The sequence below is a fragment of the Acidimicrobiales bacterium genome, from assembly GCA_035547835.1.
GTDB lineage: Bacteria > Actinomycetota > Acidimicrobiia > Acidimicrobiales > Iamiaceae > DASZTW01.
On the sequence record DASZTW010000015.1, the window covers coordinates 47,470 to 61,125 of the forward strand.

Annotated in this window: 14 protein-coding genes; 9 read left to right on the forward strand and 5 right to left on the reverse strand. The window is 70.1% G+C overall.

All coding sequences use genetic code 11. The features are described from left to right. Window positions 1–54: 54 nt before the first annotated feature. Entirely contained in the window at window positions 55–1,053 is a 999-nt protein-coding gene (locus VHA73_11915; GenBank protein ID HVX18729.1) for a sigma-70 family RNA polymerase sigma factor, read from the forward strand. On the opposite strand, the gene VHA73_11920 is transcribed toward VHA73_11915, so the two are convergent. Genes VHA73_11920 through VHA73_11930 form a run of 3 tightly spaced genes read right to left on the reverse strand, consistent with a single transcriptional unit; the run spans window position 974 to window position 2,583 of the window. Continuing rightward, window positions 974–1,312: a hypothetical protein gene (locus VHA73_11920; GenBank protein HVX18730.1), complete on the reverse strand. Its 339-nt coding sequence runs from the start codon at window positions 1,310–1,312 to the stop codon at window positions 974–976. The two genes, VHA73_11915 and VHA73_11920, sit on opposite strands and share 80 nt — an antisense overlap. A gap of 54 nt (window positions 1,313–1,366) precedes the next feature. Further along, the gene (locus tag VHA73_11925; GenBank protein ID HVX18731.1) at window positions 1,367–2,047 is read right to left on the reverse strand and encodes a nitroreductase family protein; all 681 of its coding nucleotides are present in this window, start codon (window positions 2,045–2,047) and stop codon (window positions 1,367–1,369) included. A gap of 23 nt (window positions 2,048–2,070) precedes the next feature. Continuing rightward, a complete protein-coding gene (locus tag VHA73_11930; protein ID HVX18732.1) occupies window positions 2,071–2,583 on the reverse strand; it encodes a flavin reductase family protein in 513 nt (170 codons plus the stop codon). 149 nt (window positions 2,584–2,732) lie between these two features. Between VHA73_11930 and ahpC the strand changes: the two genes are divergently transcribed. From ahpC to VHA73_11950, 4 genes are all read left to right on the forward strand, one after another. After that, window positions 2,733–3,296, forward strand: coding sequence for an alkyl hydroperoxide reductase subunit C (gene ahpC, locus VHA73_11935; protein ID HVX18733.1), 564 nt, complete (start codon window positions 2,733–2,735; stop codon window positions 3,294–3,296). A gap of 109 nt (window positions 3,297–3,405) precedes the next feature. Continuing rightward, complete coding sequence (gene ahpF, locus VHA73_11940) at window positions 3,406–5,013, forward strand: alkyl hydroperoxide reductase subunit F (GenBank protein ID HVX18734.1); 1,608 nt, start codon at window positions 3,406–3,408, stop codon at window positions 5,011–5,013. Next, the gene (locus VHA73_11945; protein ID HVX18735.1) at window positions 4,997–5,950 is read left to right on the forward strand and encodes a LysR substrate-binding domain-containing protein; all 954 of its coding nucleotides are present in this window, start codon (window positions 4,997–4,999) and stop codon (window positions 5,948–5,950) included. The genes ahpF and VHA73_11945 overlap by 17 nt, the downstream gene beginning before the upstream one ends. Window positions 5,951–6,139: 189 nt before the next feature. Next, entirely contained in the window at window positions 6,140–7,324 is a 1,185-nt protein-coding gene (locus tag VHA73_11950) for a cytochrome P450 (GenBank protein ID HVX18736.1), read from the forward strand. A gap of 37 nt (window positions 7,325–7,361) precedes the next feature. On the opposite strand, the gene VHA73_11955 is transcribed toward VHA73_11950, so the two are convergent. Further along, the gene (locus VHA73_11955; protein ID HVX18737.1) at window positions 7,362–7,511 is read right to left on the reverse strand and encodes a hypothetical protein; all 150 of its coding nucleotides are present in this window, start codon (window positions 7,509–7,511) and stop codon (window positions 7,362–7,364) included. A 104-nt stretch (window positions 7,512–7,615) separates the two neighbouring features. On the opposite strand from VHA73_11955, the gene VHA73_11960 reads away from it, so the two are divergent. The 3 genes from VHA73_11960 to VHA73_11970 all read left to right on the forward strand — a co-directional run bounded on the left by VHA73_11960 (window position 7,616) and on the right by VHA73_11970 (window position 10,764). After that, on the forward strand, window positions 7,616–8,770 hold the full coding sequence (locus tag VHA73_11960; protein HVX18738.1) for a serine hydrolase domain-containing protein: 1,155 nt from the start codon (window positions 7,616–7,618) through the stop codon (window positions 8,768–8,770). 54 nt (window positions 8,771–8,824) lie between these two features. Then, entirely contained in the window at window positions 8,825–9,679 is an 855-nt protein-coding gene (locus VHA73_11965; GenBank protein ID HVX18739.1) for an alpha/beta hydrolase, read from the forward strand. 215 nt (window positions 9,680–9,894) lie between these two features. Then, the gene (locus VHA73_11970) at window positions 9,895–10,764 is read left to right on the forward strand and encodes an LLM class F420-dependent oxidoreductase (GenBank protein HVX18740.1); all 870 of its coding nucleotides are present in this window, start codon (window positions 9,895–9,897) and stop codon (window positions 10,762–10,764) included. A gap of 21 nt (window positions 10,765–10,785) precedes the next feature. On the opposite strand, the gene VHA73_11975 is transcribed toward VHA73_11970, so the two are convergent. Beyond that, window positions 10,786–11,910 (reverse strand): epoxide hydrolase, encoded by a 1,125-nt coding sequence (locus tag VHA73_11975; GenBank protein HVX18741.1) that lies wholly within the window; start codon window positions 11,908–11,910, stop codon window positions 10,786–10,788. Window positions 11,911–12,186: 276 nt separating this feature from the next. Here VHA73_11975 and VHA73_11980 point away from each other — a divergent pair, with 276 nt between their 5' ends. Then, a complete protein-coding gene (locus VHA73_11980) occupies window positions 12,187–13,620 on the forward strand; it encodes an ABC transporter substrate-binding protein (GenBank protein ID HVX18742.1) in 1,434 nt (477 codons plus the stop codon). The last annotated feature ends 36 nt before the right edge of the window (window positions 13,621–13,656 follow it).

Genomic DNA, 13,656 nt, shown 5'->3' on the forward strand with positions numbered 1-13,656 from the left:
GATTCTGCGCCGACCCCGCTCGCCGTCCGGCGACCCACCACTAGCGTGAAGCCCGTGCCACGACGTCGCGCCAGTTCCGTCGCCGACCGGCCCGCCGGCGACCTCCAGCCCGAGTTCGAGACCTACCGGAGGGAGCTCACCGGCTACTGCTACCGGATGCTGGGGTCCGGGTTCGAAGCAGAGGATGCCGTCCAGGAGACGATGGTCAAGGCCTGGAAGGGCTACGACTCGTTCGAGGGCCGGTCGTCGGTGCGGTCGTGGCTGTATCGGATCGCCACCAACGTGTGCCTCGACATGCTCCGGGGCCCGCAGCGCCGTGCCCGACCCATGGACATGGGTCCCGCCGTGTCGGCCGAGTCGCCGCTCGGGCCGCACGTGCCCGAGCACGCATGGGTGCAGCCGATCGCCGACGCCAAGGTGTTGGCCGGAGACGGCGACCCGGCCGCGGCGGTGGAAGCGCGCGAGTCGATCCGCCTGGCGTTCATCGCTGCGCTGCAGAAGCTCCCGCCTCGCCAACGGGCGGTCCTCGTGCTGCGCGAGGTGTTGCACTGGAAGGCCGACGAGGTGGCCGAGCTTCTCGACACCTCGGTGGCATCGGTGAACAGTGCGCTGCAGCGCGCGCGGGCCACGCTCTCGGGCGACGATCTGCTCGCGGCGCCGCCGGTGGCGCTCGACGCCGAGCACGAGCGGTTGCTGGGCCGGTATCTCGCGGCGTTCGAGGCCTACGACATCCCGGCGCTGGTGTCCTTGGTCCGTGAGGACGCCACCATGACCATGCCGCCGTTCGCGTTGTGGCTGCGAGGGACGCCCGACATCAGTCGCTGGTACCGCGGGCAGGGAGCCGCATGCGAGGGGTCACGTCTGGTGCCGATCTCGGTCAACGGGCGACGCGGGTTCGGGGCCTACAAACGTGACGAGCGCGGTGGCCACCACCCGTTCGCCATCCAGGTCATCGAGACCGAGGGCGGGGCGATCACTGGCTTGCACCACTTCTTGTATCCGGAGCTGTTCCCGGCGATGGGCCTGCCGACGTACCTCGAGCCGGAGGGCTGATCGTCGCCTCGTCGGGCTGGGGCGTCGACGCGGACGACAGCACGCGGTCGAGGCCGACCAGATCGAGGAGGCCACGTAGCTTCCCGCTTGGCTCGCGGACCTGGATCGTGAGGCCGACGCGCCGGGCGGCGAGCTGCAGGCGCGCCAGACGGTCGACGACCGCGAGGTCAGCTGGCTCGACGCCCTCGACCAGCCAGCGCGCGAAGTCGCAGTCGCCGTCCGCGACCACGATGATCGTGGCGTCGGCGCGCTCCTCCACGGCCGCCTCCTGTCCCCAACTGTCGTCGGTGGAGACGCAGCCGCGGAGGAGAACTCATCGCGGTGACACCAGCGGAGGGCTCAGGGGAGGGCCGTCGACGTGGTCGATGGTGGTGAACGCCTCGACCGGCCGGCGTGACAGCCGCGTGGCGCGCTTGACCGGTGTGCCGAGGCCGATCAGTGCCACCAGCGCGTGGTCGGCGGGCAGGTGCAGGAGGGGACGGGCCTCGTGCTCCGACGCGGCGAGGAAGGTCGTCAACACGCTGCCGAGGCCCTCGGCCCGGGCCGCGAGCAGCAGGTTCTGCACGAACGGGTAGATCGACGCGCCCCCGATGATCGAGATCCGGTCGAGGTCGCGGTCCATCACCGCGAGCGTGCGCAGATCGGTGGACACCACCAACACCTCGGGCACGTTCTCGATGTCGTCCAACATGGCGTGCGTGGGGAGGTTCGGGACCTCGGGGAGGTTGACCGGTGCCGGGTCGGTCGCGCTGTACGCCCGGTAGCCCGACGCCTGCTCCGTCAGGTAGCGCCTCCACGTGGTGGCGCTGAGATCGGCGAGCTGGCGCCGCAGCTGCGGGTCGCGGATCACCGTGACGTGCCAGCCCTGCTGGTTGCCGCCGCTCGGCGCGAACCGAGCGTGATCGAGGATCCGGTACAGCACGTCGGGCGACACCGTCTCGGCGGTGAACTTCCGCACCGCTCCGTTGGTTCGCATCGCTTCGGACAGCTCCACAACGCCTCCTCGGGCTCGGCAGGTCAGTGGCGCCTCACGCCGCCGTACTTCATCCGGGTGTCGGCCATCGACGCGACCGTCGCGTCGGGATCCACGAGCGCCGCGGCGGTGACTTCCCCCACGAACAGGGTGTGGCTGGCGAAGTCGACGCGTTGGCGCACCGTGCAGTCGAGCCAGGCGACGGCGTCGTCGAACACGGGCGCGCCGCTCGGCGCGTCGTGGACCGCCCAGCCGTTCAGCGTGGCGCCGCCGTCGACAGCCGGCTTCGAGAACTTCACGAAGACCTTGGTGGACCCGGCGTCCCACAAGTTCACCGTGAACGAGCCGCCGTCGGCGATGAGGCGATGGGTGAGCGCAGTGGCCTCGACGCTGACGCCGATCAGCACCGGCTCCATGGCCAGCTGGCTGATCCAGCTGGTGGTCATCGCGTTTCGCTCGGCGCCCGCCCGGGAGCCCACCAGCACCAGCGCGTTCGGGATGGCCCAGGTGACCCGGTTGACGAGCTCGTCGGTGAGCGGTGCGTGGTCCGCGGTCATGCGCCAACCGTAGGCGCGGCGACGGATCGACCTCGTCTATCGGCGCGATCGGCCCAATCAATCGACAGACACTATCGAAATAGCCTTTTGCTATCTACAATGACTATCGCAATCGTTCCCCCATCGGATCGCCCAGAGGTGCGTACGGCATGTCACTGATCAACACCAAGCTCAAGCCCTTCGAGGCCACCGCGTTCCACAACGGTTCGTTCGTCGACGTCACCGACGCGGACCTTCAGGACAAGTGGTCGATCGTGTTCTTCTACCCGGCTGACTTCACGTTCGTCTGTCCGACCGAGCTCGGCGACCTGGCCGACCGCTACGACGAGTTCAAGAAGCTCGGCGTCGAGATCTACTCGGTCTCCACCGACACCCACTTCACGCACAAGGCGTGGCACGACAGCTCCGACACCATCGCCAAGATCGAGTACCTCATGGTGGGTGACCCGACCGGCCAGCTCACCCGCAACTTCGAGGTGATGCGCGAGGGCCAAGGCCTGGCCGACCGTGCGACGTTCCTCATCGACCCGAACGGGGTGATCCAGCTCGTAGAGGTGACGCCCGAAGGGGTCGGGCGCAACGCCGCCGAGCTGCTCCGCAAGGTGAAGGCCGCGCAGTACGTGGCTGACCACCCCAACGAGGTCTGCCCGGCCAAGTGGGAAGAGGGCGACGCGACGCTCGCTCCCTCGCTCGACCTCGTCGGCAAGATCTGATCGTCAGGTGCGGGCGGGCAGGGCACACCGCCCGGCCCGCCCCGACCACCTGCACGAGCGCGATCACCGACGCCTGCCAACCGACGCTCGACCTGTCTCTGGAGTTCCCGTGCTCGACCCGAACCTGCTCGCACAGCTCGAAGGCCACTTCGCCAAGATCTCGACCCCCGTCGAGCTGGTGGCGCGCTTCGACGAGACCGCGCGCTCGACCGATCTCCGCAGCCTGCTCGACCAGATCGCGTCGACGTCAGATCTGGTGGAGGTCGTCGAGGACGACACCGCACCCGACCGGACCCCGTCTTTCGCAGTCCGGCGCTCCGGCACCGACGTCGAGGTGGCGTTCGCCGGGCTGCCGGTCGGCCACGAGCTCACCTCGCTCGTGCTGGCCATCTTGCAAGTGGGTGGACACCCGTCGACTGCTGCCGACGAAGTGCTGGACCAGGTCCGTGCCATCGACACCGACCTCGTGTTCGAGACGTACTTCTCCACGACGTGCCAGAACTGCCCCGACGTGGTGCAGGCGCTCAACTCGATGAGCGTCGTCAACCCCCGCATCCGCCACATCGCCATCGACGGCGCCGCCTTCCAACACGAGGTCGACGAGCGCCACGTGATGGCCGTCCCCACGGTGTTCTGCAACGGCGAGTTGTTCGACCAGGGGCGCATGACCCTCGACCAGATCGTCGCCCGGCTCGACAGCGGTGCAGCCGAGCGTCGCGCCCGCGAGCTCGAAGCGATGGAGCCGTTCGATGTGCTCATCGTGGGTGGCGGGCCCGCCGGCGCGGCCGCCGCGATCTACGCCGCGCGCAAGGGCATCCGCACCGGTCTGCTCGCCGAGCGGTTGGGTGGCCAAGTGCTCGACACCATGTCGATCGAGAACTTCGTGTCGGTGCCGGCCACCGATGGTCCCGCCCTCGCCGCCGCGCTTCAGCGGCACGTCAAGGAGCACGACGTCGAGGTCATCGACTTGCAGCGGGCGACCCGCCTCGAGCCGGCGGCCGGGCCTGGCGGCCTGGCCCGGGTGGTGCTCGACAGTGGCGCCACGCTGGAGGCCCGCACGGTCATCTTGTCGACCGGCGCGCGGTGGCGACAGCTCGGGGTGCCAGGCGAGGCCGAACACCGCAACAAGGGCGTGACGTACTGCCCCCACTGCGACGGCCCGCTGTTCAAAGGCAAGCGCGTGGCCGTGATCGGCGGCGGCAACTCGGGTGTCGAGGCCGCCATCGACCTGGCTGGCGTGGTGTCGCGCGTGACGTTGCTCGAGTTCGACGAGCGGCTCCGCGCCGACGACGTGCTCCAGCGCAAGCTGAACAGCCTGCCGAACGCCGAGGTGATCCTCGGCGCACGGACGACCGGCGTGGTGGGCGACGGCACCGCGGTCACGGGGCTGGCGTACGAGGCCGTCGGAAGCGGCGAGCCCCGCGACCTCGGGGTCGAGGGCGTGTTCGTGCAGATCGGCCTGCTGCCCAACACCGAATGGCTCGATGGGGCGATCGACCTCACCGAGCGCGGCGAGATCGTGATCGACGAGCACGGTCGCACGTCGGCGCCCGGTGTGTTCGCCGCGGGCGACTGCACGACCGTGCCGTTCAAGCAGATCGTGGTGGCCATGGGCGCCGGGTCGACGGCAGCGCTGTCGGCGTTCGAGCACCTGATCCGCACGTCGGCGCCGAGCGGGGCGGCGGCCGACCCTGCGGCGCTTGCCACCGCCGGCTGACGAGGCCAAGGGTGTGGCGGTGAACTTGCGCGACTTGCAGTATCTGGTGGCCGTCGGCGACCACCGGCACTTTGGGAAGGCGGCAGAAGCGTCGTTCGTCAGCCAGCCCACGCTGTCGACCCAGATCAAGAAGCTCGAGCGTGAGCTCGGCGTCGAGCTGGTGGAGCGCAACCCCGGGCGCATCTTGTTGACGAACGCGGGGGAGCGGGTGGCCGAACGCGCCCGAGTGATGTTGCGCCAGGCCGACGAGATCCGCGGCATCGCCCAACAGGCCCAGGACCCCGACGCCGGCAGCATCCGGTTGGCGTTGATCCCGACGTTGGCGCCGTACCTGCTGCCGCACGTCGTGCCCACGTTGCACGAGCAGTTCCCTCGTCTCGAGCTGCTGCTGGTCGAGGAGAAGACCGAACCGTTGCTCGAGCGGTTGCGCGAGGGCGATCTCGACGTCGGCGTGTTGGCCTTGCCGGTGGATGCCGACCAACTGCTCGTCGAGCCGCTGTTCACCGAAGACTTCGTGCTGGTCGCGCCTCCTGGCCACCCGCTCGCCGAGCTGACCGAGCCGATCGACCCCGCTGTCCTCGCCGGCCAGGACGTGTTGCTGCTCGAAGAAGGGCACTGCCTTCGCGACCAGGCGCTCGACGTGTGCCGTCTCGCCGGCGCCGCGGAGCGGATCGGCTTCCGGGCGACCAGCCTCGAGACGTTGCGCCAGATGGTGGCGGCCGGCGTCGGCATCACGCTGATGCCCGAGCTGGCGATGCAACCGCCGGTCCCCGAGTCCGACGACCTGGCCATGCGACGCTTCGCCGAACCGGTGCCGCGCCGCGAGATCGCCATGTTGTGGCGCCGCACGAGCGTCTATCGCGACTTGCTGCCCCGCGTGGCCGACGTGCTCCGCGACTTGCCTGCGAGCCTCCGGGGCGTCACGCCCGAGCGCTGACACCCCGGCAGGATCGGCGTGCCGCGCCGGCGGCCTGACCCGGCCGGCCACGACGGCGAGACCGCCACCGACCGACCGAGGGGCGCGCGACCGCCGGAGGTCGCTACCGTCGCGGACATCGCCACGCCCCGGACAGGTGCACGTGGCTCGAGACCCGGGGGGTCGATGGTGTCGAGTGAAGCTGCGTCGTTGCCGAACGCGTCGGGCTACGGGATGGAGGCGCTGCTCGACATGGCGTCGCCGCAGCCCATGTACCAGTACCAGATCGAACACGGCGGGGTACTCACCCCCATGGAGGGTCTGGTCATGACCTTCTCCCGTGAGCTGTGCGAACACGTGTTGCGCAACCACGACGACTTCTCCTCCCACGTCGAGATGAAGCTGGGGAACGTCCGCCCGTTGATCCCGCTGAACATCGATCCGCCGCAGCACTCGAAGTTCCGCAAATTGCTCGATCCGCTCTTCGCGCCCCGCCGGATGGACGAGCAGGAGCCCGACATCGTGCGGCGCACGAACGCGCTCATCGACACGTTCATCGACAAGGGCGAGTGCAACTTCACCGAGGAGTTCGCGGAGATCTTGCCGAGCTCGGTGTTCCTCGGGCTCATGGGGCTGCCCGAACAGGAGCTGCGCATGTTCCTCGACCTGCGCGACGGGATCCTGCACGCCGAGAAGGTCGACCCGGACGTGATGTTCGACGCCGACAAGCGCCAAGAGGTGATGGGTCGCACCGGCCAGCAGATCTACGACTACTTCGGGGCGCTGGTCGACGAACGCACCGCCCATCCGAGCGACGACGTGATCACCAGGTTCGTGCAGCACGAAGTCGACGGGGAGCGCCTGTCGCGCGAGGAAGTCCTCGACATCTTGTACCTGTTCCTGATCGCCGGCCTCGACACGGTGAGCGACACGCTCACGTGCATGTACGCGTTCTTGGCCACGCATCCCGACCACCGGCGCCAGATCGTCGACGACCCGTCCTGCATCCCGGCGGCGGTCGAGGAGCTGCTCCGCTGGGAGACACCAGTGCCGTTCGGGTCACCGCGGGTGGCCACCCGCGACACCGAGCTGCCCAACGGCTGCCCGGTGAAGGCGGGCACGGCCATCACGGTCTCCTACGGCGCGGCCAACATCGACCCCTCGGAGTACCCCGACGCCAACGACGTGCGCTTCGACCGCGAGACGAACCGGCACATCGCGTTCGGCGGCGGCGTGCACCGCTGCCTCGGCTCGCACCTCGCTCGACGCGAGCTCCGCGTGGCGCTGCGGGAGTGGCACCGCCGCATTCCCGACTACCGGCTCAAGCCGGGCCACGAGGAGCTCGTCTACCCGCCAGGGTTGCGCCACGTCCGCGATCTGACCTTGGCGTGGTGAGCGCCCGGCGCCCCGCTTGACCCCCCTGATCGTCGCGTCAGGGGCCGGGCCCGGGGTCGGGGCGAGCGAGCTCCTCTCCGGCGGGCACCACCAGCCCATCGGGCTTGCCCACGGCGCCGGCGACGTTGGCCCGGAACTTGGTGGAGGCACCCCCGACGGTGATCGGGAGTCCGACGTGGGCCCGCACGCGGTTCGTCCATGGCTGGCAGGCGGGCGAGGGCGAACCGCGACACCCGTGGCGAACCTCGCCGCCTGAGTCCGCACCGGGGCGAGGCGGTACGGTCCCGAACCATGACCACCGAGGCTCGTTCCCTTCCGCCGAGCGTCGACCCGAAGCAGGTCGACGCGCTCCTCACCCGCGTGCAACGAGAGATCGACGACGGTCTCCTCCCGGCGTGCCAGGTGGCGATCGCGGTCGACGGAGAAGTGGTGGTCGACGAGACGTTCGGCGTGGAGCCCCCGACCCGGTTCGTGCCGTTCTCGGCGACCAAGGTGCTGACCGCTGCCGCGACGTGGAGGCTGATCGGCGACGGCGCGCTCGACGTCGGCCGCACCGTCGCGTCGTACGTCCCCGCGTTCGCCACGAACGGCAAGGAGGTCGTGACGGTCGAGCAGGTGCTGTTGCACACCGGCGGGTTCCCGATGGCCCCGTTGGGCCCGAACAAGTGGGGCACCCGCGAGAGTCGGCTCGAGGCGTTCGGTCGCTGGCGGCTCACCCTCACGCCGGGCGAGACGTACGTGTACCACCCCACCGCCGCGCACTGGGTGCTGGCCGAGATCATCGAGACCCTGACGGGCGAGCCCTACACCGATGCGATCCAGCACCTGGTGAGCGGACCGCTCGGCCTACCCCGGTTGCTCGGGATCCCCCTCGACCAGCAGACCGGGATCGCCGACGCGGTCGGCGTGGGTGCGCAGCCGACCCCGGCCGAGATGGAGCAGGAGTTCGGGATCGCGATCGATCTGGCTCAGTTCATCCCGCCCGACGTCGCGCTCGCGGCGCTGCTCACGCTGAACAGCCCCTCGGCACGGGAGGTCGGGGTGCCGGGCGGCGGTGGCGTGATGCGGGCCGCGGACCTGGCGATGGTGTACCAGGGTCTGCTCCACAATCCCTGCGACTTGTGGGACGCCGCGGTGCTCGCCGACGCCACCGGTCACGTCCGCAACAACCTGCCCGACTGGCTGGGCGTGCCGGCCAACCGGAGCCTGGGCCTGGTGATCGCCGGCGACGACGGTCGCGCCACCGAGCGTGGCTTCAGCGAAGCGGCCTCGCCGCGGGCGTTCGGCCACAACGGTGCCGGCGGCCAGCTCGCGTTCGCCGATCCCGACACGGGCATCAGCGCGGTCTACCTCACCAACGGGCTCGACCAGCACCTGATCCGCGAGCGGCGCCGCAACGCCGACATCGGCGCGCACTTGGCGCGGGTGGCGGCAGCCACCTGCTGAGGCGGCAAACAGCCGCCCGCCCGGGTGAGGCCGGCCCTCGGTACGCTCCCGGCCATGGGGGACATGCAGCTACCTGACGGCCGGACGATCAGTTACCGCGAGGTCGGTGACCCGGACGGCGTTCCAGTCATCGCGTTGCACGGCTCGCCGGGGTCGTCACGCCAACTGCAAGGCCTCGGCGGTCCGGCGCAGGCACGCGGGGTGCGCCTGATCCTGCCGGACCGGGCCGGCTACGGCGGGTCCACGTTCGACCCGGCGCGCACGCTGTCGTCGGACGCGGCCGACAACGCCGCGCTGCTCGACCACCTCGGGCTCGACCGAGTGGCCGTCGCGGGCCTGTCCGGCGGTGGTCCTCACGCGCTGGCCCTGGCCGCTCGCCACCCCGAGAAGGTTCGCGCTGTCGCCACCATCGGGGGCGTGGCACCGATGAAGCCACGAGACCCGTCGTTGCCGCCGGATCGGCTGTTCAGCCGGGTGGCGGGGTGGTCGGAGTCGGGTGCTCGGGCGGTGTTCGGCCTGACCACTTGGCTGGCGCACCGGAACCCCGAGGGGATCCTCGACCGCTTCGCCAAAGTGATGGCACCTGCGGACGCGGAAGTGCTCCGCGACGACCCGGCCACCCGCGAGGCCATGCTCGACGACTTCCGCAACCCGGCACCCACCACCGCCAGAGCCACGGCGCGGGACTTCGCGCTGTTCGCGAAACCGTGGGACATCGACCTCGGCGCGGTCGCGGCCCATGTCGACGTCTGGCATGGCGACGAGGATCGCAACGTGCCGGTGCAGCACGGTCGGCTCCTGGCGCGGGTCTTGCCCGATGCGGAGCTGCACGAGATCGAAGGTGGCGGTCATCTGTTGCTCGGCCAGCTCGACGACGTCTTGGGGGGCCTCAGCGGCGGCCGCCCTTGACGGGTCTCCGCCGAGGTGCAGCCCTGCTCAGGACCTGCGCGGATCGGTGGTGGCGTGTGGCTTGCTGGATCACCGTGCAACGGCGACAGCGTGGCACCAACGGCCGTGCTCGGGGTCGCCTCATGTCGGGAGCACGTGGGCGAAGAACAATGCAGCTGATGATGCCTGCATCAACGAGTTCGGTCTCGCACGTGGCGCGCCGGTAGAACGAAACGATGGATCTCGATCTGCACGTGTCGCGCTTCGACTGGGCCGGTGGCCCTGCGGGGATCGGGCCGGGAGTGGCCGAGCTCGCGCAGCGGGCAGAGACGGTGGGCGTCCGCACGTTCTCGTTCATGGACCACTACTTCCAGATGGACTGGATGGCGCCGGCCGAGGACCCGATGCTCGAGGGCTACACCAGCCTCGGGTTCGTGGCAGGGTGCACGGAGCGGCTCCGCCTCCGCCTGCTGGTCACCGGCGTCACGTACCGCCACCCCGGGCTGCTGGCCAAGATCGTCACCACGCTCGACGTGTTGTCGGGGGGCCGGGCCGAGCTCGGCCTCGGCGCGGCGTGGTACGAGCGTGAGCACCTCGGGTTGGGCGTGCCGTTCCCGCCGACCGCGGAACGCTTCGAGCGCCTCGAGGAAGCGTTGCAGATCTGCCTCCAGATGTGGAGCGACAACGACGGGCCGTTCGACGGCAAGCACTACGAGCTCGCGGCCACGTTGTGCCGGCCGGAGCCGGTGAGCTCCCCGCGGCCCCGGATCATGATCGGCGGCAGCGGCGAACGGAAGACGCTGCGGTTGGTGGCCCAGTACGCGGATGCGTGCAACATCATCTGCGCGCCCGACGAGCTCCCCCACAAGATCGACGTGCTGCACGATCACTGTGCGACGCTCGGTCGCGATCCCGCCGAGATCGAGATCACCACGCTGTACCGCGGCTTCGAGGAGGGCAGCGACGTCGACGCTGCGCTGCGCGACATGGGGCGCTTCGCCGAGCTCGGCGTGTCGGGCGTGGTCGTCGCTGTGTCCGGCGACGACCCTGGCCGCTGGTTGGAGTCGACGTTCGCGCCCATCATGGACCGCATCGCCGCCAGCTGAGCCGGCTCCGCGAACGGCGGCTCAGCCGAAGGACAGCTGCGAGAAGAACGAGCGCACGTCGGCGGCGAACACCTCGGGTGCTTCCATCGCCGCGAAGTGCCCGCCCCTCAGCGGGGTGGTCCACCGGACGACGTCGTAGGACGCCTCGACCCACGAGCGTGGCGGGTAGCTGATCTCGCCAGGGAAGGCGGCGATCGCCGTCGGGACCTGGACGCGCGCGGCGGGGAGCGCCTGGCGGCGGGCTCGGCGCATCTCCCAGTAGATGCGCAGTGAGGAGGTGGCGGTACCGGTCACCCAGTACGCGGTGATGTTGTCGAGCAGGCGGTCGAACGTGAACGCCTCGGCGATGTCGCCGTCGCTCCACTCGCGGAACTTCTCGGCGATCCAGCCGGCCAACCCGGCGGGTGAGTCCTCGAGCGCGTACCCGAGCGACTGCGGGCGCGTGCCCTGGACCTCCTGGTAGCCCATCCCGGTCTTGCGCCACTTGGCGCCGGCTTCGAGCGCGGTCTGCTCGTCGGCGGTCAGGGGCGGCGCGTCGGCCGGCGGCAGCGCCGTCACGAAGTTCAAGTGGAGGCCCACCACGCGGTCAGGGTGGAGATCGGCCACGTTCGCCGACACGACCGAACCCCAGTCGCCGCCTTGGAGGCCGTAGCGCTCGTAGCCCAGCTCCTCCATCACCCGCGCGAGCGCATCGGCGATGCGGCGAGGGTGCCAGCCCCGCTCCGAGGTCGGTCCCGAGAACGTGAAGCCGGGCAGCGACGGGGCCACGACGTGGAACTGTTCGGTGAGCAACGGCACCACGTCGAGGAACTCCATCACCGAGCCGGGCCAGCCGTGGGTGACGAGCAGCGGGACGGCACCGGGGTTCGACGACCGCGCGTGCACGAAGTGGATCTGTTGGCCGTCGACGCCGACCGTCCCCTGCCCGAGCGCGTTGAGTCGCCGCTCGGTGGCCCGCCAGTCGTAACCGTCGCGCCAGTGGTCGAGGAGGCCGACCAAGTACTCTCGCTCGGTTCCCTGCTCCCAGCCGATCCCGTCGATCTGGTTCGGGAGGCGAGTATGGGCGAGCCGGCGACGCAGGTCGTCGAGCACCGCGTCGGGAACCTGGATCGTGAACGGGCGGAGCTCGGTGGTCAGCTGCGGCATCTGGCAATGCTGCCCAAGCTACGGAGGCGTGTCATCTGGCTTGCGGGCCGGCGCGGACCGGCGCCGGTCGCGGTTGCGCGCGTCCCGAGAAATGTCTAAACATCTAGCGGGTGCACTTGTTGCAACTGTGGACAAATGCTAAGCAACTGCTCAGCGTGGGGGAACGGGACGAGGCGCTCGGTGCCTCGGTCGAGGTCAGCGGGCCGAAGCCGCGCTGGGGACAAGGTCGTGCCCAGTGGTGCCACACGGACGGGCACGAGCAGCAAGGGGAGATCCGTGAACAGCCGACGTCGCTCTCGGAGAGTCCTGGTCGCGTTTGCCTTGGTCGGCTCCCTGCTCGTCGCCGGGTGCGGCACCGCCCTGTCGCACGACAAGATCGTCGCCGCAGCCGGCGGTTCGGGCAGCGATCTCGGCGGCGGCGGTGGCACGGGCGGAACCGGCTCGGGTACCGGCAGCGCTGCCGGCTCGGGTGACGGCGCAAGCAGCTCGGCCACGGGATCCACCCTGGCGGGAGCAACCGGCGGAGGTGCGGGCGGTGGCGGCGGATCGGCCACCGGATCCGGCGGCAGCGGGGGCGGTGGCGGCGGCGGCCCCGCGAACGCCACGGGGAGCGGTGGCAAAGCCTGTACGGGTACCGCGTCGACGATCGTGCTCGGCAACATCGGCTCGTTCTCCGGCCTCGCCGGCGCCGCGCTGCCCGGCTCGCAGCAGGCGGTCCAGGCGTGGTCGCAGTGGGTCAACGCCAAGGGCGGCCTGAACTGCCACCCCGTGAAGCTGGTGAGTGCCGACGACGGTGGCGACCCAGCGCGCGCGCTGTCGCTCGCGAAGCAGATGGTCGAGTCACAAGGGGCCGTCGCCTTCGTCGGCAACATGATCCCGTTGTCGCTGTCGGGCATCCAGCCGTACATCGAGCAGAAGCACATCCCGATGGTCGGTGGCGACGTGTCGCTCCCGCAGTGGACCCAGAGCCCGATGATCTTCCCCTCCGGCACGGACGCCGACAGCTTCCGCGCCGCGCAGGGCCGTGAGTTCGTGAAGGCCGGCTTCCACAAGTTGGCGATCCTGTACTGCGGTGAGACGCCGAGCTGCACGCAGGGCGCCAAGTACCTCCAGGACCACCCGACGCCAGGCCTCGACATCGTCTACTCGGCGCAGATCTCCATCGCGCAGACCAACTTCACCACCGAGTGCCTCCAAGCCAAGAGCAAGGGCGCCACCGCCTTGTATGTCGCGTCGGAAGGCAACTCGCTCATCCGCATCGCCCGTGACTGCACGCAGCAGGGCTTCCACCCGCAGTACACCGCCGCCTCCATCGCCGTCCTGCCGGAGATGGCCTCCGACTCGAACTTGAGCGGGCTGCTGGCCCTGATCGGCAACGCGCCGTGGTTCGCCACGAGCGTCCCCGGGGTCGCCGAGTACCGCCAAGCCATGGCGCGCTACGCGCCGAACGCGCCCCTCACGGCTGCTGGGCTCGCCGCCTTCACGTCAGGCGTGATGTTGCAGCACGCCGCCGCGAACGTCGGTGCGAAGCCCACCGCGAGCGACATCGTGGCGGGCCTCGACGCCATGAAGGGCTACACCGCCGATGGTCTTGCGCCGCCGCTCACCTTCCATGCCGGCCAAGGCTCGGGGGCGGTGCCCTGCTACTTCCTGATCCAGATCAAGGGAGGGCAGTGGACGGCGCCGAATGGTACGGGACCGAAGTGCTGAGCGGCCCGCCATCCAGGCCTGCAGCGCGCCGGCACG

Bases quoted from the DNA above. Each gene is read 5' to 3' on its own strand.
- VHA73_11930 (HVX18732.1), bottom strand. From the start codon at position 2,583: ATGACCGCGGACCACGCACCGCTCACCGACGAGCTCGTCAACCGGGTC.
- ahpC (HVX18733.1), top strand. From the start codon at position 2,733: ATGTCACTGATCAACACCAAGCTCAAGCCCTTCGAGGCCACCGCGTTC.
- VHA73_11965 (HVX18739.1), top strand. From the start codon at position 8,825: ATGGGGGACATGCAGCTACCTGACGGCCGGACGATCAGTTACCGCGAG.
- VHA73_11975 (HVX18741.1), bottom strand. From the start codon at position 11,910: ATGCCGCAGCTGACCACCGAGCTCCGCCCGTTCACGATCCAGGTTCCC.
- VHA73_11970 (HVX18740.1), top strand. From the start codon at position 9,895: ATGGATCTCGATCTGCACGTGTCGCGCTTCGACTGGGCCGGTGGCCCT.
- VHA73_11960 (HVX18738.1), top strand. From the start codon at position 7,616: ATGACCACCGAGGCTCGTTCCCTTCCGCCGAGCGTCGACCCGAAGCAG.